The following is a 22,037-nucleotide window of genomic DNA, read 5'->3' as shown; positions in this document are numbered from 1 at the left end:
GGCCGGGGCGGGGTAGCGTGCAACGGCCATTTGGCTGGAATTTGCAACCAATCAGGAGAGGTCAGCAACCGGACCGGCGGTTGATGAGGGAAGCGACATACCCTGCGCCGAAGCCGTTGTCAATGTTGACGACGGTTACGTTAGGCGCGCAGCTGTTGAGCATCCCAAGCAACGCCGTCAGACCGTTCAGCGCCACGCCATAGCCGACGCTGGTCGGCACGGCGACGACTGGAACCGCCACAAGACCGCCGACGACCGACGCCAGCGCCGCCTCCATCCCGGCGACGCAAATGACGACACGCGCCTGCCGGAGCGTGTCCAGATGGCTTAGCAGGCGGTGCAGGCCGGCGACGCCGACATCCGCAATGAGCGTGGTTTCGTTGCCCATGACCTCGCACGTGAGCAAGGCCTCCCGCGCCGCCGGTAAATCGGTCGTACCGGCGCATACAACGGCGATGAGTCCGCCGCCGTAGCGCGTCATATCACGTCGGATAACAAGCGTTTGCGACAAGGCGTCCCACTGTGCTTCTGGGGCGACCGCTCTGACCGCTTGGTAAGCAGCTTCCGACGCGCGCGTTACCAAAATGTTGGGATGTTGGCTGCTCAGGCGCGCCACAATCGCCGCCAGTTGCTCCGGGGTCTTTGACGCGCCGTAGACGACCTCTGGGAAGCCCTGCCGCAACGCCCGACCGTGATCAAGCGTGGCGAACGGCCGTCCGTCTGCGTCGGTCAATGTCTCGGCAGGCCAGCCGGCCAGCCGCGCCAAGGCGTCGTCCGGCGAACACGTCCCCGCACGGACGGCAAGCAACAGGCTTCTTAGTTCATCGTGTGTCATGCCAACCGCCGAGCGGCTTCCTTGGCAAAGTAGGTGAAAATCACATCCGCGCCGGCGCGGCGAATCGCCGTCAGGATTTCCAGCATCACTCGGTCGCCGTCAATCCAGCCACGCTCGGCAGCCGCCTTGACCATCGCGTACTCGCCGCTAACTTGGTAGGCCGTAACCGGCACGTCTGAAAACTCCCAAATGGCGCGAATGACATCCAGATAGGCCAACGCCGGCTTGACCATCACCATGTCTGCACCTTCCGCCAAATCGAGCCGAACTTCGCGCAAAGCTTCCCGTACGTTGGCCGGGTCCATCTGGTAGGTCTGCTTGTCGCCGAATTTAGGGGCTGAATCGAGCGCGTCGCGGAACGGCCCATAAAAAGCCGAGGCGTATTTGGCGGAGTACGCCATAATCCCTACGTTGGTAAACCCTTCGACATCAAGCGCTTCCCGAATCGCGCCCACGCGCCCGTCCATCATGTCCGACGGCGCGACGTAATCCGCCCCGGCGCGCGCATGGACAACCGACATGCGCGCCAACACCTCAACGGTTTCATCGTTGAGAATCTCGCCGGTTTCCGACACCAAGCCGTCGTGACCATCGCAGGAATAGGGGTCAAGGGCGACATCGGTGAAGATAGTCAACTCCGGGACGCGCTCTTTGACGGCGCTGACGGCGCGCGGGAAGAGGCCGTCAGGATTGAGGGCCTCTGAGGCCGTCTTGTCCTTTTTGTACTCTGGCAACGCCGGAAACAGGGCGACGCCGCCGACGCCAAGCGCCGCCAGTTGGCGGCATTCCTCAACCAGCAGGTCAATCGAAAGTCGTTCGCAGCCGGGCATCGAAGGAATCGGCTGTCGTTCGTTGTAGCCGTCCACAACGAAAAGCGGAGCGACGAGGTGCGCTGGCGTGAGGGATGTTTCGCGCACCATGCGGCGGATGGACTCGGTGCGACGGTTTCGCCGCGGCCGTTCGGGAAGGACGAGCATGGGCAGGACTCCATAAGAACAAGGGATGGTCTTTGTTCCACCATACGTTCCGGGCTTTGGTCACGGCAAATCTCTTGCGGCGTGCAGTTATAGGTCACGGCGCTCGAACCACCAGACGGCCAGCGCCAGGTTCACGAGAACACATCCAACAGCCCAGCCAAGCATGAGCGGCGACGGGGTGGAGTCCACGGAAAACAGCCCCAGTCCGAATTGCCGCGCTAGCGTCGGTTGAAGAAGCGCCGCCGCGTACTGCCACATCGCCTCCGTTGGTACGAGCAAACTGGAAGCGATGCCCAAGTTGCGCGCCGTTGCGTTGCCGAGCAACGTCCCGATGCGTTCCATCCAACCGCCGATGAAGGCGACGCCATATAGCCCAAAGACGACGACGCCGTTGGTGAGGGTTGAAAGCCGCGTCCCGCCAGCGATGGTCATCGTCAGCAGGACGACGCCCCCGAGCCACATCGCCGCCAGCGCCGCCGGCGCGTTGGGCGGCGTGTAACCGGCCGTCAGGCGGGCGACAAGCAACACGCCGCCTGCCATGAAACACAGGTAAAGCGTCAGCAAGCCGAGAAAACCCAGCCACTTGCCGATGACAACCGCCGCCCGGCACAGCGGCTTGGTCAGCAGCGTGTGGACGACACCAGAAGCGATATCACCCGACAGCGTGTCCACGGGCAGCGCCACGGCCGTGACGGCGACAAGGAAGTTGACGACATACAAGCCGGCCAGTGTCAGTAGGTTGTGTTGCAGACGTTGAATGGTTGGCGGCACGCTAGCCGCTTCCACCACGGTCGTGCGGAATCCCCATGCAAAAAGTGCCAGAAACAGCAACCCCAACACAAAAGCCGCCAGAAGCACCTTACGCTTACGGGCTTCGTGAAACGTAACGACAGTCAGGGCGGCAATACCGCGCAAATCATCCTTCATAGCCGTCGGAGCGCCTCCGAAGGGTCTGCCAAGCGTCGAAGGAGCAATCCACCTATTCAAGTTGGCCCAGACCCTGCGAAGGCTGCCGGCGCACTTTAGATGTAGCGGGTTGGCACGCCAGGCTGCGATTCTCGCGGGGGCGTTGCTACCCTTATGCGAAAGCTGCTCTAGTCTATCGCGCGTTGGGCGTAACGAAACTTCAGCGTCAGGATGACCATGAACAACACCAGCGTAAGCGCGTTCCAGACAATCAACGCCACGTCACAACGCAACACCCCATAGGTCAGCCAGAGAACGACGCTGGCTGCGAACACAATGTATATCCCGGCCGAAACATCCTTGACGGACTTCGTGCGCCAACTCCGCCACACCTGAAACACAAACGAAAAGCTGGCGAGCGCCCCAGCGAAAAGACCCAAAATCGTCAACGTGTGGAGGAAGCATACTGGAAACACCTGCCGCCCATGCCCTCACGGCGTCAGCCAAGTTCCCTGCCACCGCTCAGCGGCGGCGTCCCAAACGAAGGCGGCCCGCCGATGACCACGCGCCGCAAGATAGAGCCACTCCAACCGGGCAACCGTCGTCACGCACACCGCAAAGTTGACAAAACCCGCCTCGCTTTCCTCCGCCGTCGGCGACCGCGCAAGCAACGCCGCCGGAAGCCCACTGGTCGGCTCGTCCACTGGCGTACTCGGCGCGGTCTCGGCCAGATAACACCGCCGTGACATCAGCTTCGTCCGCAACCACGCCTGCGCCGCCGTCTCATCCCCAATGTGAACGGCGGTCACCCCCTTAGCGCGTACCTGGACCTTCGCCGCCGGGTCATAAAACACCCATGCTGTTGTGTGACACGTTTGTAACAGGCGAACCTTTGGCGCGCGCGCGTCGGTGTGAAACGCCAGTTCGCGCAACGCCGGCGACGCCCGCCGGAGGACGACCACCCGCGCATCGCAGTCGTTCGCGCCGCCTGTGGCCACGACCGGCGTGTGGAACGGATGCTTCGCCTGCTGCGCGCCGGTCTCCAGCGCCCTCCAGACTGCGCTAAGAATCGTCGTCAAATCGGCGCTTTGGATGTTGTGTGTCATCGGTGTCACCGTCATCGGAAGCGACTCACGCTCGGTTCGTCGGGTATGTAAAACCGCCAAAGCAAATCGCGGCCCTTCGTAATGCCAATGCGCGGTGAACTGGCGATGGCGGGTTGGTAGGCGCGCGGCAGAACGCACACCCGGTCGCCGATGCGGTCACCGTTGTGCTCGCGTCCGATGCCGAAGGCGCGACACAGCCGACCAGGGCCGCGCGCCAACTCATGCGGGGGCAACCGACGCGGTACGCGCGCCTGCATCTGCTCAAGACCGCGCGTCGGCGCGACGGCGCGAATCAGAACCGCGCCAGGACCGGCGGCGTCCGTCGTGAAGTTTAGGCAGTAGTACATCCCATAAATCAAATAGACGTAAAGCCGCCCGTAAGTCTCCCGCATCAGTTGACCGCGCGGCCCGCGCAGAACCGCGTGCGAGGCCGGATCGTCGGTGTATGCTTCAGTTTCGACGATGACGCCGCCGACCTCGCCATGAACCAGCGTACACCCCAGCAGTTCCTGCGCGACGGTCACGGCATCCCGGCTGAAAAAATCCTCGGTGAGCATCGCCGCCGGTTCGTTCATATGTGGCTTACGCGCCGTTTGTCCGCCGTCGCGCGGCAATGGTCTGGAGGTAATCCGACGGCGGCTCTCCGGCAAGTTCCGCCGCTTTCATATCCACCGCCAAAAGGTCGTCTCCCGTCACGACTTTGCCGACGGGGACGGCTGTCCCCACATCGGGTCGCCAGTCGCGGCTGACGAACTTGTGCGTCACATCCACCACCGCGCCGTCAAACCGCATGCCCAGCGTGAAATACACGTCCACCAAAACACGCTGTACGTCGGGGACATGGAGTTGCCCGCGCGCGTACGGGCTGCGGGCGCGGTAAATGGCGCGCGGAAACAAGCCATACAGGTTCTTAATCGCGGCGCTCAACAGCGGACGTTCCCGGAGCGTCGTCCGCTTGAAAGCAGCGACCGACAGACGGCAATCGGCGTCGTCCAACAGCGCCGGCGCATGCATTTCGGAAAAGCGTTCGGGCGTCGGCGACTGGTTGGGATACGGCTTACTGGGGAGTGTATCAGCGTCCAGTAGACGAACATCTGGGTCATTCAGTTCGGTCAAGAGACGACTGACGCCCAACTGCGTCATCACTTCGGCAAAGCCGACCTTGGTGCAAACGCCTTCCAGCAGGATGATCTCTGCGCGCGGCGCGGCGCAGCGCAGCCCCATCAGCACGGCGCGCAGCACCGGCAGGCTCACCGTCACCGGGGCGGGCGTGGGGTAGCCCAAATTCGGCTTGACGATAATGCACCGCGCGCCGTACGCAGCTTGCGGCGGCGCGTACTGAAACGTCGGACTGTCGGCGACAACTGTCATGGGCGGCCGTTGCCCAGATCGCGCTCAATCGCCGCCGCCACTTGCGCCGCCAGCGCACCGATGTCAACGCCGTTGGCGGCTTCAAGCATGACGCGCGCTAAGTTTTCCGTGCCGGAGTAGCGGAGAAGCAGCCTTCCCCGTCCGGCCAACTGCGCTTCAACCGCCCGCACCGTCGCCGTCACGCTCGGCAGCGTCTCAAACGGGCGCTTTTCACGGACGGGAATGTTGATCAGCGTCTGCGGGAAGCGCGGCAGACCGCGCACGGCGTCGCGCAGCGACAGGTTACGTTCGGTCAGCATCCGTAGAACGTTGAGGGCGGTGATGAGGCCATCGCCAGCTAGACTCTGCCGCGCAAATATGATGTGCCCAGACTGCTCACCGCCCAGCAGTGCGCCACGCTCCAGCATCGCTGCCAGCACAGCGCGGTCGCCGACTGGCGTGCGGATCAGCTCAATGCCACGCTCGCGCAGCGCGACTTCCAGCCCCATGTTACTCATAACGGTCGCCACGACGCAGCGGGGCGTTAGCTCGCCGCGCGCGTCGGCGTCCAGCGCCATGGCGTAGAGAATCGCGTCACCGTCCACGACTTCGCCCTGATCATCCACAAAGAGGCAGCGGTCGGCGTCCCCATCAAACGCCACCCCGATTTGTGCGCCGACGGCGCGGGTGAAGTCCGCCAAATGCCGGATGTGAACCGTCCCGCACTGGTCGTTGATGTTGCGTCCCGTCGGCGTCGCGCCGGTGACGAAGGTCTGCGCGCCAAGCGCCTGAAGGGCGATGTTGGCGTATGGCGCAGCCGCGCCGTTGGCGCAGTCAATCGCCACCGACCAGCGGGAAAGATCAAGGTCGTCGCCGATGCACTGTGTCAAAAACTCCAAGTAGCTGAGCGCATGCGTCGGGTCTTCCCACAGCGGCGTTTCAGTCGGCGCGGTCGTTGTTGGCGCTGGCGTCAATGACCGCAGAGCATCCTCAATGGCGTTTTCTAGTACGTCATCGCGTTTTTCGCCGGAAGCAAGGAAAAACTTGACGCCGTTGTCGTGAAAAGGGTTATGGGAAGCCGAGACGACAATCCCGGCGTCGAACCCCTCCGCGCGCGTTAGGTACGCCACGCCAGGCGTTGGCATGACCCCGGCGCAACTCACCGTCCCGCCGGACCGCATCACTCCGCGCGCCAGCGCCGCCGCCATCCACGGACTCGATTCACGGGTATCGCCGCCAATGATAAAGCGCGGCGTGCGTCCGAGGCGCGCCGAAAACACGTTGGTTAAGGTCGCGCCGATGACGGCTAAGGCTTCCGGCTGAAGTGGGAACTCGCCGGCGCGGCCGCGTATCCCATCCGTGCCAAAAAAGCGTCCCATACCCACTCTGTTGGTCGGCGTCGTCTCCGCCCAACCCCGTGCAGAAGTAGCGGCAGCCCTTCTCGAGAATTTATAGTCCGGCGGCGGAATCTGCACCAGCCGGGAATTGTGTCGAGGAGTTATCACATTGTCCATGTCACTTACCGTTGTCATTTTGGCGGCCGGCGACGGCACGCGCATGAAGTCGCGGCGTCCGAAGGTACTGCACACAGTCGCCGGAGATTCGCTGCTTGGTCATGTCTGTCGGACGGCCGCCGCGCTCGCCCCGCAGCAGGTCATCGCCGTCGTCGGTTATGAGGCTGAAGCTGTTCGGGAAGCTTTCCACGCCCGGTGGACGGCACTCTGTCCTCACGTTCCGGCAACGGTTGTTGTGCAAACCGAGCGGCGCGGCACGGCGCATGCGCTGCGTACGACGGAGAATGTTTTGCAGGATGCAACGGGGACGCTGTTGGTGTTGTCAGGCGACGTACCGTTGCTGCGGGCTGAAACGCTCCGTCGCTTGCTAGCGACGCATAGCGAAACGGGTGCGGCGGCGACCGTACTTTCCACCACCATGGCGGTTCCAACCGGCTACGGCCGAGTCCTGCGCCGCGCCGACGGCGGTTTTGACCGCGTTGTGGAAGAACGCGACGCCACGCCTGAAGAAAAAGCCGTCACCGAAATCAACGCCGGCGTCTATGCGTTTCAATTTGATGGCTTGTTTGACATTCTGGCGCGCGTTTCAAACAACAACGCGCAGGGCGAATACTATCTGCCTGACGCCTTGGCGTTGCTGCGCGCCGCCGGTTCCCCTGTCGAGGTCGTCCACCATCCCGACGCCGAGGAAGTGCGCGGCGTCAACACCCGCGCCGAACTGGCCGCCGTCGCAGAGGCTTTTCGGCGGCGCAAGGTCGCCGAGTTGATGGCCGCCGGTGTGACGTTCCTCGATCCGGCGACGGCCTATGTCGAAGCCGATGTGCGGATTGGGATGGATACGGTCGTGTATCCAAACGTCCATCTCGAAGGGGAAACTGTCATTGGCGAAAACTGCCGGATTCATCCTGGCGCACGGCTGGTCAACGCACGGTTGGGCAACGACGTGACGGTGCGCGACTATTCGCTGGTGTTTGACAGCCGCCTTGACGACCGAACGTCCGTCGGTCCGTTTGCGCACCTGCGGATGAACGCCCACTTGCACGAAGCCGCCGTCGTCGGCAACTTCGTGGAAGTCAAGCAATCGTCGCTGGGTACCGGAACAAAGGCCATGCATCTGAGCTACTTGGGTGATGCCACGCTGGGCGCACAGGTCAACATCGGCGCCGGCACGATCACCTGCAACTACGATGGCAAGCAGAAGCACCGCACCATCATAGAAGACGGCGTAAAAGTCGGGAGCGACACCATGCTGGTGGCGCCGGTGCGCGTCGGCGCGCGAGCGATGACCGGGGCTGGAGCAGTTGTGACGGAAGACGTGCCGCCGGACACCTTGGTGGTCGGTGTGCCCGCCAAGGTCAAGAAAGTGTTGACGTGAATCATTTTTGAAACATGGCGTTAACGTCTTCCGGTCAGCCTTGCAGTACGTTGCCCCAGCGTATTCAAGCCTTTTTTGAGGAACTCCGACCCGTATGGACGCACTATTCGGCGAGGCGCTTCCGCTCGGCACCCTCGTGTTGCTCTTGCTGTCTCTCGCGGTAGCTTTTGGTTTTGAGTTCGTCAACGGCTTTCACGATACGGCGAACGCCGTCGCCACGGTGATTTACACCAAATCGCTGCGTCCGTGGACGGCTGTGGTTTGGTCAGGCATCTGCAACTTTTGCGGCGTGTTTTTCGGCGGCATCGCCGTGGCAATGGGGATTGTGTATCTGCTCCCCGTCGAGTTGCTCATTTCAAAGAGCACCGGCGCGGGACTCGCTATGGTCTTAGCGCTGCTGCTAGGCGCGATCATTTGGAATCTTGGGACGTGGTACTTTGGGTTGCCGGCGTCGAGTTCGCATACGTTGATTGGCGCTATTGTCGGTGTCGGGTTGGCCAACTCGATGCTGCCCGGCCACCGCCTTGGTGACGGTGTCAACTGGGGCAAGGTGTCGGAAACCGGCCTGTCACTGTTGCTGTCACCGCTGATCGGCTTTTTGTTGGCGGCGATTCTGGTGCTGTTGTCGAAAAATCTCCTCCCAGACAAGCGGCTCTACGAAAAGCCCGACGAGCACAACCCACCGCCGCTGTGGATTCGGGCTATTTTGGTGCTGACTTGCACCGGCGTCAGCTTCGCCCACGGCTCCAACGATGGGCAAAAGGGCATCGGGTTGGTAATGCTCATTCTGACAGGCATTGTCCCAGCCTCGTTTGCGCTGGACATGTCAGCTAGTCCACAGCAGATAGAAACCGCGCGGCAAGCGCTGGTGCGGCTTGAAGGCGCGGCGGTGCGGCTCGCGCCGGCCGAAGGCGATGCGCTGCGGGCGGCTGTGGCGCGCGTGCGTGGGATGCTCGACGGGCACGGCGCGTTGAACGACATCCCACGCGAGCAGCGTAAAGATGTACGGGCCGACATCATCAAGCTAGACGCCGTGGTGAAGAAGGTTCTAAAGGCCGAGCCGTCGCCGTTTTCAGCCGCTGAAGCCGACGCCCTCAAAAAAGACGCTGCCACCCTCAAAGCGCTGACCGACTTTGCGCCGCTTTGGGTCAAAATCGCCATTGCGTTGTCGCTCGGTATTGGGACGATGGTCGGCTGGCAGCGGATTGTCGTCACCATCGGCGAGAAAATCGGTAAGGAGCACCTGACCTATGGGCAAGGTGCGTCAGCGGAGTTGGTGGCGATGTCGAGCATTGGAATGGCGTCGTACCTCGGCCTGCCGGTCAGCACAACGCATGTCTTGTCGTCCGGCGTCGCTGGGACAATGGTCGCTAAGGGGTCGGGCTTGCAACTGGCGACGGTCATCAAAATTGCTTCTGCGTGGGTACTGACGCTGCCAGCGGCGATTTTTCTCTCTGGTGGCTTCTTCCTGCTGTTCAACTGGCTTTTTGTGTAGCGTGTGTCGGAGAGATGGGCAGGGACGTACACGCAGCCGGAGGAAGTTCTGTCAGCAAGCGGCGAATGCGCGCCACAGCTTCCCGGCAAGCCTCGTAGGGTGCGTCCCGGTGCGTCACAAAACGAATCTGCGTGTCGCTCACTGCCCCAGCCAAGACGCCGTACGTCGTGAGGCGACGGCATAGCTCCGGCGCGGAAAAGCCGGTTTCGGTGACATCACACAGCACGATATTCGTTTCTACGCGGCTGAGGTCAACACGCCATCCGGGTAGAGTCGCCAAGTCGGCGGCCAACGCCTTGGCGTTGGCATGGTCAGCGGCAAGCTGCGTCGGGCCTTCCTCAAGCGCCATCAGTCCGGCCGCCGCTAACATGCCGACCTGCCGCATGCCGCCGCCGAACATCTTGCGCACCTTTCGCGCCCGTTCGATGAAGTCACGTGAACCGGCGATGAGCGACCCGGCTGGCGCGCCAAGTCCCTTTGATAGGCAAACCATTACGCTGGAAAAACCGCGCGCCAATTCCGCAACCGGACGGCCAAGGGCGACCGCCGCATTGAACAGCCGTGCGCCGTCAAGGTGGACAGGCAGCCCATGCGCCGCCGCTTCACGCAGAATAACGGCTGTTACGGCGGGGTCGGCGACCGTTCCGCCGTGCATGTTGTGGGTGTTCTCAAGGCAGATGAGCGCTGTCGGCGTCCGATAGTACACATTGGGCTGGATGGCGGCGGCGATGGCATCCCAAGTTGGATGACCGCGCTCGGTGTCAATCAGACGGGGAATCAACCCCGACAATGCGGCAAACGCCCCAAGTTCCCACTCGTAAATGTGGGCGCGGCGCTCGACAATGACTTCGCTTCCTGGCGGCGCGTGCAGTCGAAGACAAATCTGGTTGCCCATAGTCCCGGTCGGCGTCCACAATGCAGCCTCAAAACCGAGGAGTTCGGCGGCGCGTTCCTGAAGCGCGTTGACGGTCGGGTCTTCGAGATACACGTCGTCGCCGACGGCGGCGCGCGCCATTGCCTCCCGCATGGCGGGCGAGGGTTGCGTTACAGTATCACTGCGCAAGTCAATCGGTGGCTCGTAAGGTGTCATGAACAAGCGTCCATCTTCCGAAGAAATCCTTCCGCCGTTTGAAGCCGTCTATGCATGGGTTCGTCGCATTCCGTACGGGCGCGTGACGACCTACGGCCGGATTTCGCGGCTGATTGGCGAACGGCTCTCAGCGCAGGGCGTCGGGTGGGCGCTACAGGTCAGCGCCCGCGCCGCCCGCCCCATACCTTGGCATCGCGTCGTCAACGCGCGCGGCGGGATCAGTACAGGCAAGCTATCGCTTTATCTGGCGGATGAGCAACGGGCGCGGTTGGAGAACGAAGGCGTTGTTTTTCGGGCTGACGGTACGCTTGATCTGACCGTTTACGGTTGGAATCCGGATGAGCCACGCCGCTGACTGGGGCGGCACGGCGTGACTTTTGAGGCGGGCAAGGCGATGGAGCAACCACCCCGCCCAACGGCAGGGCGGCCGCCCCATCGCTTGCAGGTCTGCTAACCGGCGAGGACCTTTTCCAAAGCGTCGGCGTACCGTTTGGCGTGTGCGGCTTCAACCCGACCAAACGCTTTGAACTGCTTGGCCGCCCGCTCCAACATCGCCTTGAAGCGCTCGGCATGCTCGCGCGACTCAGCGGCCTGTTCAAGAAACTTGGCTACCGCATCCGATGCGCCTTCCTGCCGGGCTTCTTCTGCAAAGGTCGGGTACATCTGCTCGGTTTCGTACATTTCGCCCTCGTAGGCAATTCGCAGCAGCTTCTCGACCGTCATTTCGGATTCAGGGTACATCAACTGCAAGTGCGCAAAGGCGTGGCCGGTTTCTTCCTCCGCCGTCCGCTCAAACAACCGGGCGACTTCTTCGTTGCCCAGTTTGCGCGCCAGTTGACCGAAGTAGAGGTAGCGGCGGTTCGCCATAGCTTCACCGGCGAAAGCCGCCTGTAAGTTCTGGTGGGTTTTTGTTTTGGGTTGGTTCATCGCTTGCATGCTCCTTTGTAGATGAAGTCAGGATTTAGACTTTATCTAAATCCAGAGGCAAAAAAATTATGTCGTTGCCGCGTCCGCCGCCGCGCAGGACGCGCATACGCCACGGAGGGTCAACTCAAAGCTCTCAATCACGTGCCGTCCCGGCAACGTACACTGCGGCTGCGGCGCAACGGCGTCATAGTCCACATCTTCCACCCGCCCGCATCGCCGACAGACAAAGTGGTGGTGCGGGTCAAGGTTAGGATCAAAGCGCGCCACACCACCCTCATAGATTTCAGCCAGCCAGCCGTTTTCCGTGAGCCAGCGGAGGGTGTTGTACACAGTCGCCCGCGAGGTCATCCGAAATGTGTCGTTGACCGCCGCCAGAACCTCTTCCGCCGTCGGATGATGGTCGCACCGCTGGAGGTACGCCACAATCGCCAGACGTTGCGGCGTCAGCTTGAGGCCTTGGGCGCGGATCAGATTGATGACGGCGTCGGTTGAGAGGCGTTTCATAACGCGCTTAGACTAAATCCAAATAAAGAAGCCGTCAAGAACTAATTGCCGTTGCCGTGCGCCGCCGAGCGCCGCTCGGCGCGGTAACGCTCCACCTCCCGCCGCGATACGTTCATCACCTCCGCCTGCGCTGGTGGGATGTCCGCCAGCATGTCAAGCGTCATCGGCACGGCATGCGCAACGCCTTCCGCCTCAAAGCCGAGGGGAATGCCCAGCAGGGAACGTTGATAGCGCACGCGAATGGTGATCTGTTGGTTAGGGGGATCAAGGCGAACCTGCACGTTGTCCACACGTAGCTTGTGCGCTGCAAGCTGCGCCTCGGTTCGGCGGCGCAGCGTATGCAGTGGCTCTCGGCGATCCTGCGCTAGTGCGGCCAGTTGTTGTCCCAGCCGAACGTTCGCCTGGCGATACCACCCATAGATGGTCAGGGCGTAGCCGACAACCAGCAGCGCCAGCGCCAGCGCCACCGACGGCAGCCACGTTTGCAGTTTGACGCGGCTGGATGCGACAGCCGGCTGAGTTATGCCACGCCGTTGCTCTGTCACCATGGTTGGCGCGGCCGGCGGTGCGACAGGGTGGGGCGTTGCTTCCGTCGTCACGGACGGCGGCGCGGCTTCAGGAAGGGAGACGCTTGCAGCATTCGGGACGGCTTCCGCTGCAGGAAGCGCCGGCAATGCGGCGTTGGATTCGTGCGCTTTCCCCTCTGGACTTTCAGCCGCTGGCGGGTTTTGTTCAAGAGCTAATTTCGCGGTCGCGGCGCGTTGCTCCGCCGCATGCAGACTATCTGTGCCGGCGTGGGCGTCCGCCGCCGCGACGGTCGCTAGAGGCAAGTCGGCAACGGGCTTGGGCGTCGCCGCTGCGACCGGCGGCAACGGCAGCGCGGCGGCGGCCGCTTGCTGTAACTGGACGCGAAAATCCGTCGCCGGTTCTGACGACAACGAGTTCGCCGGCTCATCCGTCGCCGCCTCCAACCAACGGTCGGACGAAGCTCCCGCCGTCGAAGACGCCAGCGCGGCCTCCAGTTCAAGGGCGAAATCCAGCGCCGTGGATTGTCGCGCCGCCGGATTTTTGCTCAGCGCCCGCATCACGCACAGTTCGACGGCTTCTGGCAGGTCGGGTCGCCAGTCGCGCAATGGGCGCGGCGTCGCCGTCACCTGCTGCATCATGACGGTTGTCGTGACCTTGCCCGGAAACGGGACGTTGCCGGTCAGCAGTTCGTACACAAGCGTGCCCAAGCTGTAGATGTCGGAGCGCGGATCAAGCGGCTTGCCCTCGCACTGCTCTGGCGACATGTAGTGGGGCGTACCCATCACGCTGCCAGTTTCGGTGTTGAAGTCATTGCCGCCAGCGAAGGCGTCCATCAACTTGGCGATTCCAAAATCCAGCACCCGTGGAATTTCTTCCTCGTCCACGAGTTCAATCATCACGTTGTCCGGCTTGAGGTCACGGTGGATGATGCCCTTGCGGTGCGCGGCATGCACCGCCGAGCAGACGGCTTTCATCCACCGCACAATCCGCTCCGGGGCAATTGTTGTTTCGGTGTCGAGGATGCGGCGCAGGCTTCGCCCTTCGATGAAGTCCATCACCAGATAGGCCACGCCGTCCGGCGTGATGCCAAAATCCGTGACGGAAACAATGTTGACGTGCTTGAGCTGTCCGGCCATGGTCGCTTCACGCCGAAAGCGCGCCAGCGCGTCTTCATCGGCGACAAGCTGCAGCGACAGCACCTTGACGGCGACAGTGCGGTGAATGAGTAGGTGGCGGGCGCGATAGACCGTGCCGGACCCGCCGCGTCCGATACGGCGCTCGATCCGGTACTTGCCATCGAGCGTCCGACCGACGAAGGGGTCGTTTTGGGAGGGGGGAAGCGGAGCAGGTTCCGAAGCAATGTCCAGCGGCAAGCGCATCGTCAAGCCGGCCAGCAAAGCCGGTGGAACCGACGACGCGCCGTTTGAAACGGGAGCGTCGCGCATGGCGAACCTCGGAAAGCGGTCGGGAAAAGGAGTCGAACCTGGCTCAGACCAGCGCCTCACGCCAAAAGCTGAACAACCTCTTGCCGAAGGCGCTACAGCGTTCCCTAACCTTGCAGGGGCGTAGCGTACATCCCAGCGATAACAAGTTCAACGGTGAATCTGTGATTCACTGCAACTTGAGCTTGAACGCCCACCCGATCAGCAATCCCGCCGCTATGACCAGAACGGTCGGCCACGGCGGAAACCAACCTTCGACACGCTGAACCCAGCGGCTGCGGCCCATCAAATGCAACAGAGAGCGCAGCCACCACCACCCGAACAAGGTGAAAATCACCGGCGACATGGGATGAAAACGTAGGGCGCGCGTCCATTGCCCCTTGGCGAGCGCACAAAAAGCGCGCGTCAGGCCGCAGGTTGGACAGTCAATGCCGGTGGTGGTCTTCAGCGTACACAGCGTGACGGTCGGCGTGTCGGGCGGTTGGTACAAAACGCTCACGATGAAGACCGCCGACGTAAAGAGAAAACCGGCAAGGTATGCCATCATGGCTGTACGGTCACGGTTTTCAAAAGACGCACCCGGTGTAAGCCTCATGCCTGAAAGCCATAATCCAGCCCCGGCGACGGCGCAAGCTGCGTCGGCCGACAAGACGCTTCCGGCGCGCACGGCCTACCTGCTCATCAGTCTCGTCACGGTCGTCTGCTACGCCAACGCGCTCAACTGCGGCTTCGCCCAAGACGATGTGCTGGTGGTGACGGTCAACCGCGCCATCCGTGACCTACCGCACATTTATCGCGTGTTCGCCCAGCCGTACTGGGGGATCGGCTACGAAGAGGTCGCCACCTACCGCCCGGTGGTCAACGTCAGCTTGGCGCTCAACTACGCCGTCCACGGGTTTCATCCGCTGGGATATCACTTGGTCAACTTGGCGCTCCATGCCTTGAACGGTTGCCTGCTTTACGGACTGGTCGCCGCCTACACGCGCCGGTTGCTGTTGGCGTTGTTCACAGCGCTTCTGTTCGCTGCGCACCCGGTGCATGTCGAGGCAGTCACGCAGGTCGTCGGGCGAACGGAGCTGCTGGCGGCCGGCTTCGGTTTTTTGAGCTGGCACGCCTACTTGCGCATCGCACAGGGACGGCATTGGCGATGGTTAGCGTGGGCGGCGTTCGCCGTGGCGATGTACGCCAAGGAAAGCGCCCTCACCCTCATCGGCGTTATTGGATTGGCGGAGCTGTGCGCCGGACGCTTGCGAACTCGCGCAGAGTGGCGGCGGGCGGCGGTGGACGCCAGCGGTTTTCTCCTTGTCGCTGCAAGCTATATCGTCACCCGGCGGCTGGTAAATGGACGCTTCGGTGTCCAAGGCGACCAGACGTACTTTCACGGCGATACATGGCTGACGCGCGTTTTGACGATGTCGCAAGGGTTTGTCGAGTACTTCCGACTGCTCGTCTTCCCGTACAAACTCTGCGCCTTTTACGACTTCAGCTTTTTTCCGAAGGTTTCAACTGTCACGCCCCGCGTCGCGCTGTCGCTCGTCTTGGTCAGCGCCGTACTTGGCATTGGGCTGTCTGCTTGGCGGCGACGGCCGATTGTAGCGTTCGCCGTCTTGATGTTCTTTGTTTCGATTTCACTGGTCTCGAACATTGTCGTTCCGACTGGACTGGTGATCGCCGAACGGGTGCTATACGTGCCCTCAATCTCTATTTGTCTGCTGGGTGGTCTTGGACTGGAAACGCTTTACAGGCGTGCGCCAGAAGGGAAAACCGCCGCCGTTGCACTGTGCGTCGTCGGACTGGCGCTGATGGCGTGGCGAACGATTACGCGCAACCCGGACTGGACCGACAACGAAGCCTACAGCCGGGCGCTGCTGCGCGACGCACCCGGCAATCCAAAGAGCTGGATGGGGATCGCCAAGGTGTATGAGGACGCCGGGGACGTGGCGGCGGCTGAAGCCGCCTTGCAGCAGGCAATTAGGATTGGCGCGCATCGCGCCGCGCCGCGTACGTTGCTGGGGCAACTTTATCTTCGGCAGGGACGCATCGCGGAAGCCGAAGCCCTGTTCCGGGCGGCCATTGCAGGTAATCCGCTGGGCTGGCAAGCGTATTTTTCGCTCGCCAACGCGCTTGCCCGCCAAGGACGCACCGAGGAGGCGCTCCGTTGGTATGAGGCCGGCAAACGCCAGTATGTTCCACCCGGCGACGTGCTCGCCAACACGGCGGCCGGTTTTTACCGTGGCGGCCATTACGCGGAAGCCCGCGCCATTTACGAGGACGCGCTGCGCCGCGATCCCTTCTTGGCGACGGCTTGGGCCGGCTACGGCGTCACCCTGCTGCGCCTGAACCAGCCCGACGCCGCACGCGCTGCCCTTGAACGGGCTGTGGCGCTTGACCCGCAGTTGGGTGACGCTTGGGTGAATCTCGGCGTCATCCATGGCGAACAGGGGAACTATGAAGCTGCGCGCCGCGCCTTTGTTGAGGCGCTTAGGGTGGACTCCGCTTCGGAGTCGGCGCGCGCGAATTTGCGGCTGGCGATGGAACCGGCCTTTTCTCACTGAACGTGACGCGGCAAAATCATCGGAGACAAAACCGGCTTGACGCCTTGGCGCACACTGTCAAGGTTTTTAGCGACCATCATTCGGCCAGGGGTCAGCGTGCGCTAAGTACAGCGTGCTAAGTACAGCGTGCGCCAAGCACTAAGCTCAACCCGGATGTTTGACGCAACGAACGATGACCGCCACCAACACCGCTCAGAGCTCACCCCAAGTCAACCTTGAGTTGGCGCGGCGAGCTTTTCAGCAGGGCAACTATGAAGAAGCTTTGATGCGCATCTACAGTGTGTTGTGGAGCGGTTTCCCCGATCCCAACGCGCATCTCTTGCTGTGGGATGTCCTTGAAGCGCAGCGGCTTGAGCAAAGTCGGGTCAAGTTGCTCCGGCGTGCGATTGAAGAAGTGGCGTTTTCCCGCAAGCCGCGTGCGCCGCTGCCGGCCGTCGAAACCGATCCCGACCCGAACGGCAAGCGGCGTGCGCCCCGTTTTCCGGTCTCCCACCCGGTCATTCTCGTGGCGAACAACCTACAGCGAAAGCTATGGGCGGAGTTGGCCGTTGTGGAAGTGACAAGTTTGCTCGGCGCACAGTTGCGCGTTGCCACAGAGTTTGCGCCCGGTGAGCATGTGCATCTGTTTGGTACGCGCGGCGATGCGGCGGAGACGATTGAAGCCGTTGTGCGCAACATTCGGCCTGATGAGGAGGAGGAAGGCCGTTTTCTTGCCGGCGTTGAGTTCCTGACGCCGGCCGGAGCTTGGCTGTTGCCCAACCAAGAAAGCCGGCAAGCGTCTGACGGAGACTAGTGCAGAATGCGGCGCTTTCGCTGCGCCAGACCTCACAGGCCGCCAACGCCGCCTCTCTATACCGTCTAGTCGCGTGGTGTCCGACCGGCCGCCGGTTGCAGCAGCGGGTGCGCAACGTAACTGGTTGAGAAGTCGCTTCCAAGCTGAAAGTGACGCTTGATGGTCGCCGCCGGGTCAAAATACCACTCGCCGAGCGGGCGGTGGCGCTCGTTGCGATCAAACCAACCCCACGGCGGCCGCGCCATGTTCCGGCCGCCGTTCACGCCCAAAAACGCCGAACCCAACACGCCGAGCCAGAGCGCGCGCCGCCCCCCGGCGACTGTGATGTGCCGTGTCCCATAGTTGAACTGTTCGCCGTAGGTTTCGTTGCGTCCCCCTTGTGCGCGCGCCCAGAGCGTCGGCCCCAGCGGCGTCAGCGCATAGCCCAGTCGTTGCGGCGGTTCGCCGTCGCCGGGAACGCCCGGCTGACCGGCGTATTCATAGCGGACGATGCCCTTGTCCGAGTCCCGAAGCTGACGTTGGCTGCCCCGGTAAGCTTCAATGCCATGACCGCGCGGTTCAATGAACAGCAGCGGCCGGTCGCCTTCGAGTCGAACGGTGTTGGCGGCTTGTCCGGTCCCCGGCGTGTAACGCAGAAACTTGTTGTGGGACAGCGACTCCACAAACACCACCCGTTCGCGGTTCGCCGCGCCGCCGCGCGCCTTGGCGACCACCACCAGACAGCCTTCCAAATCATTTTCGTGCGCCAGCACGAGGTCGTCCACCACGCCGGTTGGGTCATACCGCCGCCCATAGCGTGCGCCGATGCGCAGCAGGTCGCTCATGACGACGCCGCGCCGATTGCCGCCTTTCCAATCGCGTGGGTGAAAAACCGCGTAGTGGATGAAGTAGTGCGTCGTTGTTTCACAGACGGAAAAATACACCCACGCAGCCAACGGAAAACGGGTGTCTTCGGCATTTTGCCAGTTGTTGTCGCCGCGCCAGTCGTTGTCGAAGTCGAAGTTGGTGATGTAGTCAAAACGCGGCGTCTGCCCCAAACCTTGGTGGAAGACCGGCGCATAGCGCGCCGCCAAGGCGAGGTCGGCTGCATACGCTGTGTTTGGAGCGACGGTCGTCAGTGGGTCGGCGACAACGGCGGCACCGACGCTTTGGCTCGTGCGCGGTGCGGACGCCGGCCACATCATCAGCCAAACGATCCCCCACAGGAGACGAGCCGACCGAAATCGCCGGCGGAAGGCGCAAAGCGACACCAAAACAGACGCTTCAGGCGTTGGCCGCCGGAGAGGTTGTCTCCCCGGCCTTGTAATGATTGAGGGTGGTCACGATGCGACGCCAGAGCCGTGATTTGTAGCGGGCTGCCGTGTTGCGGTGAATAATCCCTTTCTGAACGGACTTATCAATGATTGAAACGGCCTCCAAGTACACCTTCTGGAGACCCGTCGCCTCTTTCTTTTTGACGCGGGCCAACTTTTGCGGCTCAAGCAGCGCCAAGTCTTCGGGAGCGGGCTTTTTGAGCGCCGCCCGAAACTTCTTGATGAACGTGCGCAGACGACTCCGATTACGACGGTTGACAGCGTTGCGCCGCTCTGTTTGACGGACACGTTTGAGGGCAGAAGCCTTGTTCGGCATGCAGGGTGGTTCGTCTCCTTGTCAAGCTTGTGCTCAAAGTGAGTCGGTCAGCATAAGGTTTCGGGGCACTTTTCGTCAATGCCCCTGTCAAACCGTGCGTCGGCGGCTTCGGTAAACATGTGCCAATAACGCTAGGGCGGAGCTTGTCGGTTTCCGTCCGCACGCTTGGCTGAAGCGTCTTGGTTGATCGCCGCCGGGCTGTCCCCTGGAAACTTTTTTCAGCTTCCTATGGGGCGTCCAGTAAACGCTTGAGCACATCATTGACGACCTGCGGATTCGCCTTCCCTTTCGTTGCCTTCATGACCTGCCCAACAAAGAAGGCAAACAACGGCTTCTTGCCAGCCCGGTACTCCGCCGCCTGCTTCGGGTTGGCGGCGATAACTTCCGACGCAATCGCTTCAATCTGTCCTACGTCCGACACTTGGCCGCCGCCTAACTCCTGTACAATCAGCTTGGCCGGCTTGCCGGTCGTCAACATTCGTTCAAAAACTTCCTTTGCCAACTTGTTGCTCAGCGTGCCGTCGGTAATCAAAGCAATGAGTTCGGCCAACGCTTCGGGACTAACAGGCGATGTGGCGAGCGACAGTTTTTCAACCGGAACGCGGGCCAGCAGTTCATTGGCGATCCAGTTGAAGACGGCGCGCGCGTTACCGCTCGCCTTGACGCAGGCTTCGAAGAAGTCCGCCGCTTCGCGGGTTGTCGTCATCAACGTCGAGTCCTCTAGGGAAAGCCCATAGGTCTCGGCGAAACGCCGACGACGCGGCTCTGGTAGCTCCGGCATCCGGGCGCGCAACGCCGCAATGGTTTCTGCGCTCAAGACCAACGGCGGTAGGTCTGGTTCAGGAAAGTAACGGTAGTCATGCGCTTCCTCCTTGGTGCGCATCGTGTATGTGCGCGCCTCGCGTTCATTCCACAAGCGCGTCTCCTGCACGATGTGACCACCTTCCTCAAGAATCCGAATCTGCCGCGCAATCTCGTAGTCAATCGCCCGCTGAATGAAACGAAAGGAGTTGAGGTTTTTCGTTTCTGTACGGACGCCGAACGTGTCACTGCCCCGCCGCCGAATGGAAACATTTGCGTCGCAGCGCAGGCTTCCCTCCTCCATGTTGCCGTCGCAGGCGTCCACGTAGAGCAATGCACGCCGCAAATACTGCACGTAGTCGTACGCTTCCCAACTGCTGCGGAAATCCGGCTCGCTGACAATCTCCACCAACGGCACGCCGCTGCGGTTAAGGTTGACGTAGGAGACTTTGGCCGAGTCCGGCATGCCCTCGTGCAGGCTCTTACCCGCGTCTTCCTCAATGTGCATGCGCTGAATTCGAAACCGCTTCAAACGCCACTCAATCGGACGCCCCCCTTCGTCGCGTTCGCTGGTCGGAATTTCAACATACCCAGCGACGGAAAAAGGCTGGTCGTACTGCGAAATCTGATAGCCCTTGGGTAAGTCAGGGTAAAAGTAGTTCTTCCGCGAAAAGATGGAGACTTCATTGATGTGGAGGTTCAGTGCAAAGGCCGCAAACGCCGCTTTTTCCACCACGGCCTGATTGAGCACCGGCAGCGCGCCGGGCAACCCCAAACACACTGGACATGTGTTGGCGTTTGGTTCCGCGCCGAAGTAAGTCGGACAGGGGCAAAAAATTTTACTCCTTGTGTTGAGTTGCGCGTGGATTTCAAGACCGATGACTGGCTCGTACTTTTCACGGAGCAGCTTGGCAAGATCAAACATGGGTACGGACTGATTCATGCAATGATGCGCCTATGAACGGTTGCGAGTTGCCGCCTTAACGATGGAAAGCAATTGCGAAGGTGAGAACGGCTTGCGGAAGTATGTCACCACGCCCGCCTGCAGGGCTTCTGCCTCCGTTTGTACGCTGGCGTCACCGGTCAGGATGATCACCGGCAAATCCGCCAGCGCTGGTATCTGCCGCAACCGGCGGTAGGTCTCGCCGCCGTCCATCTCCGGCATATCAAGGTCGAGTAGGAGACAGGCAAAATTTGGGTCACGTTGGAGCATCTCCAGCGCAATTTTGCCGTTCTCCACTGCCACCACCTCAAACTCACGCCCCAGCGTACTCTTGATCACGGCGCGGGTTCCAATGTCGTCATCGGCGGCTAGGACACGTTTCATCTCGGCGCACTCTCCTTGCTTTCTTCAAAATGGGTTGCCTGAAAATGGGTTGCCTGCTTGCCCGCCGTTTCAGCGGCGTGGACGCCGCTCTTCTTGGTTCAGACGTTCTTCCAGTTCATCCCACATCCGTTGCATTTCCGATTCGGCGACATGAAAGTTTTTGTATCGGCGTCGAATCCGCCAGCGGCGAATAGGCCCTGTCACCCAATCACGAGCCGTACGGTACCAGGCGAATTCACCGCCACGCACATACAAAAACCCAATCCCCAAGGCCCACAGCGCCGAAACTGAATCCGGGTAGCCGTATAACAAAAATACGCTGTCAATCGCCGCCGAGACATAAAAAATCGTCCGCCCACGCAGTTGGACAAAGTTGAAAAACGTCGGCGTTTCCCAGAGGCGGGCGGCGAAAACGCCGACCATCAGCGAAAACAGCGTCGCCGAACTGGCAGCGAAGATGAATGAGGGCGTTGGCGATGGGAAAACCAACCAGACGGCTAGGGCCGTCAACAGGGTTCCCAAGTACGCCGCCGCGCCGCCGGCAAAGCACAACGTTAAAAAACGCACCGTGCCGAGCATTCGCTCAATCACGTTCCCAAAGAGGTAGAGCACCAACAAACCGATAACCCACCCACCGGGCGTCATCGGCGTAATAGTGGCGGTCAGGAACTGCCACACGGCGCCGCGGAGCACCGCCTCCGGCAGAAAAAAGAACGGGACCGGCGCAAGCGCCCGCACAATGATGACCACGGTCGTCGCAGCCATCAAAAACAGCGTACCGGGCTGCGGGCCGCCACCACCCAACGGCGGCTCATCAAACACACGACGCATACTGAAGGCAAGCTACAACAAGTTCCCAGCGGCTGAAAACCGTGCGCCGAGC

23 protein-coding genes are annotated in these 22,037 nt (G+C 61.7%); 5 read left to right on the top strand and 18 right to left on the bottom strand.

Annotation, left to right across the window (positions count from 1 at the left end; genetic code table 11):
• Nucleotides 1-61: 61 nt before the first annotated feature.
• From larB to glmM, 8 genes are all read right to left on the bottom strand, one after another.
• Entirely contained in the window at nt 62-835 is a 774-nt protein-coding gene (gene larB / locus NZ585_01490; protein MCS7078710.1) for a nickel pincer cofactor biosynthesis protein LarB, read from the bottom strand.
• A complete protein-coding gene (gene hemB / locus NZ585_01485) occupies nt 832-1,812 on the bottom strand; it encodes a porphobilinogen synthase (protein ID MCS7078709.1) in 981 nt (326 codons plus the stop codon). The genes larB and hemB overlap by 4 nt, the downstream gene beginning before the upstream one ends.
• Nucleotides 1,813-1,899: 87 nt before the next feature.
• Nucleotides 1,900-2,739, bottom strand: coding sequence for an ABC transporter permease (locus tag NZ585_01480; GenBank protein MCS7078708.1), 840 nt, complete (start codon nt 2,737-2,739; stop codon nt 1,900-1,902).
• A 167-nt stretch (nt 2,740-2,906) separates the two neighbouring features.
• Nucleotides 2,907-3,167: a SemiSWEET transporter gene (locus tag NZ585_01475; protein MCS7078707.1), complete on the bottom strand. Its 261-nt coding sequence runs from the start codon at nt 3,165-3,167 to the stop codon at nt 2,907-2,909.
• A gap of 42 nt (nt 3,168-3,209) precedes the next feature.
• Nucleotides 3,210-3,824, bottom strand: coding sequence for a hypothetical protein (locus NZ585_01470; protein MCS7078706.1), 615 nt, complete (start codon nt 3,822-3,824; stop codon nt 3,210-3,212).
• Nucleotides 3,825-3,835: 11 nt separating this feature from the next.
• Nucleotides 3,836-4,399 (bottom strand): DNA-3-methyladenine glycosylase, encoded by a 564-nt coding sequence (locus NZ585_01465; GenBank protein MCS7078705.1) that lies wholly within the window; start codon nt 4,397-4,399, stop codon nt 3,836-3,838.
• A 7-nt stretch (nt 4,400-4,406) separates the two neighbouring features.
• A complete protein-coding gene (locus NZ585_01460) occupies nt 4,407-5,195 on the bottom strand; it encodes a DUF362 domain-containing protein (protein ID MCS7078704.1) in 789 nt (262 codons plus the stop codon).
• A complete protein-coding gene (glmM, locus tag NZ585_01455) occupies nt 5,192-6,553 on the bottom strand; it encodes a phosphoglucosamine mutase (protein MCS7078703.1) in 1,362 nt (453 codons plus the stop codon). Before glmM ends, NZ585_01460 begins: the two co-directional genes overlap by 4 nt.
• Nucleotides 6,554-6,686: 133 nt before the next feature.
• On the opposite strand from glmM, the gene glmU reads away from it, so the two are divergent.
• The gene (gene glmU, locus NZ585_01450) at nt 6,687-8,063 is read left to right on the top strand and encodes a bifunctional UDP-N-acetylglucosamine diphosphorylase/glucosamine-1-phosphate N-acetyltransferase GlmU (GenBank protein ID MCS7078702.1); all 1,377 of its coding nucleotides are present in this window, start codon (nt 6,687-6,689) and stop codon (nt 8,061-8,063) included.
• A gap of 94 nt (nt 8,064-8,157) precedes the next feature.
• Nucleotides 8,158-9,558, top strand: coding sequence for an inorganic phosphate transporter (locus NZ585_01445; protein ID MCS7078701.1), 1,401 nt, complete (start codon nt 8,158-8,160; stop codon nt 9,556-9,558).
• On the opposite strand, the gene NZ585_01440 is transcribed toward NZ585_01445, so the two are convergent.
• A complete protein-coding gene (locus NZ585_01440; GenBank protein MCS7078700.1) occupies nt 9,539-10,648 on the bottom strand; it encodes an aminotransferase class I/II-fold pyridoxal phosphate-dependent enzyme in 1,110 nt (369 codons plus the stop codon). The genes NZ585_01445 and NZ585_01440 overlap by 20 nt on opposite strands.
• Here NZ585_01440 and NZ585_01435 point away from each other — a divergent pair.
• Entirely contained in the window at nt 10,647-11,003 is a 357-nt protein-coding gene (locus tag NZ585_01435) for an MGMT family protein (protein MCS7078699.1), read from the top strand. The two genes, NZ585_01440 and NZ585_01435, sit on opposite strands and share 2 nt — an antisense overlap.
• Nucleotides 11,004-11,098: 95 nt before the next feature.
• Here NZ585_01435 and NZ585_01430 read toward each other — a convergent pair whose 3' ends face one another.
• From NZ585_01430 to NZ585_01415, 4 genes are all read right to left on the bottom strand, one after another.
• The gene (locus NZ585_01430) at nt 11,099-11,575 is read right to left on the bottom strand and encodes a rubrerythrin family protein (protein ID MCS7078698.1); all 477 of its coding nucleotides are present in this window, start codon (nt 11,573-11,575) and stop codon (nt 11,099-11,101) included.
• Nucleotides 11,576-11,641: 66 nt separating this feature from the next.
• Nucleotides 11,642-12,079, bottom strand: a complete 438-nt coding sequence (locus tag NZ585_01425; protein MCS7078697.1) for a transcriptional repressor — start codon at nt 12,077-12,079, stop codon at nt 11,642-11,644.
• A 41-nt stretch (nt 12,080-12,120) separates the two neighbouring features.
• Nucleotides 12,121-14,052 carry a serine/threonine protein kinase gene (locus tag NZ585_01420; GenBank protein ID MCS7078696.1) on the bottom strand — a complete coding sequence of 644 codons (1,932 nt, stop codon included), beginning with the start codon at nt 14,050-14,052 and terminating at the stop codon, nt 12,121-12,123.
• Between the two features lie 166 nt (nt 14,053-14,218).
• Nucleotides 14,219-14,596, bottom strand: coding sequence for a DUF2752 domain-containing protein (locus NZ585_01415; GenBank protein MCS7078695.1), 378 nt, complete (start codon nt 14,594-14,596; stop codon nt 14,219-14,221).
• A gap of 46 nt (nt 14,597-14,642) precedes the next feature.
• On the opposite strand from NZ585_01415, the gene NZ585_01410 reads away from it, so the two are divergent.
• Together NZ585_01410 and NZ585_01405 are read left to right on the top strand one after the other, a co-directional pair.
• Nucleotides 14,643-16,604, top strand: a complete 1,962-nt coding sequence (locus NZ585_01410; GenBank protein ID MCS7078694.1) for a tetratricopeptide repeat protein — start codon at nt 14,643-14,645, stop codon at nt 16,602-16,604.
• A 172-nt stretch (nt 16,605-16,776) separates the two neighbouring features.
• Nucleotides 16,777-17,397, top strand: a complete 621-nt coding sequence (locus tag NZ585_01405) for a PilZ domain-containing protein (protein MCS7078693.1) — start codon at nt 16,777-16,779, stop codon at nt 17,395-17,397.
• Nucleotides 17,398-17,462: 65 nt separating this feature from the next.
• Here NZ585_01405 and NZ585_01400 read toward each other — a convergent pair whose 3' ends face one another.
• The 5 genes from NZ585_01400 to NZ585_01380 form a co-directional block, all read right to left on the bottom strand.
• Nucleotides 17,463-18,647 (bottom strand): hypothetical protein, encoded by a 1,185-nt coding sequence (locus tag NZ585_01400; protein ID MCS7078692.1) that lies wholly within the window; start codon nt 18,645-18,647, stop codon nt 17,463-17,465.
• A gap of 13 nt (nt 18,648-18,660) precedes the next feature.
• Nucleotides 18,661-19,026 carry a 30S ribosomal protein S20 gene (rpsT, locus tag NZ585_01395; GenBank protein MCS7078691.1) on the bottom strand — a complete coding sequence of 122 codons (366 nt, stop codon included), beginning with the start codon at nt 19,024-19,026 and terminating at the stop codon, nt 18,661-18,663.
• A 226-nt stretch (nt 19,027-19,252) separates the two neighbouring features.
• Nucleotides 19,253-20,752: an Asp-tRNA(Asn)/Glu-tRNA(Gln) amidotransferase subunit GatB gene (gatB, locus tag NZ585_01390; GenBank protein ID MCS7078690.1), complete on the bottom strand. Its 1,500-nt coding sequence runs from the start codon at nt 20,750-20,752 to the stop codon at nt 19,253-19,255.
• A 30-nt stretch (nt 20,753-20,782) separates the two neighbouring features.
• Nucleotides 20,783-21,154: a response regulator gene (locus NZ585_01385; GenBank protein MCS7078689.1), complete on the bottom strand. Its 372-nt coding sequence runs from the start codon at nt 21,152-21,154 to the stop codon at nt 20,783-20,785.
• Nucleotides 21,155-21,223: 69 nt separating this feature from the next.
• The gene (locus NZ585_01380) at nt 21,224-21,985 is read right to left on the bottom strand and encodes a rhomboid family intramembrane serine protease (GenBank protein ID MCS7078688.1); all 762 of its coding nucleotides are present in this window, start codon (nt 21,983-21,985) and stop codon (nt 21,224-21,226) included.
• Nucleotides 21,986-22,037 lie beyond the last annotated feature (52 nt).

The sequence above is a fragment of the Chloracidobacterium sp. genome, assembly GCA_025057975.1.
Classification (GTDB): Bacteria; Acidobacteriota; Blastocatellia; order Chloracidobacteriales; family Chloracidobacteriaceae; genus Chloracidobacterium.
The sequence above is the reverse complement of the archived record's forward strand: the minus strand, read 5'-3'. Positions and strand labels throughout refer to the sequence as shown.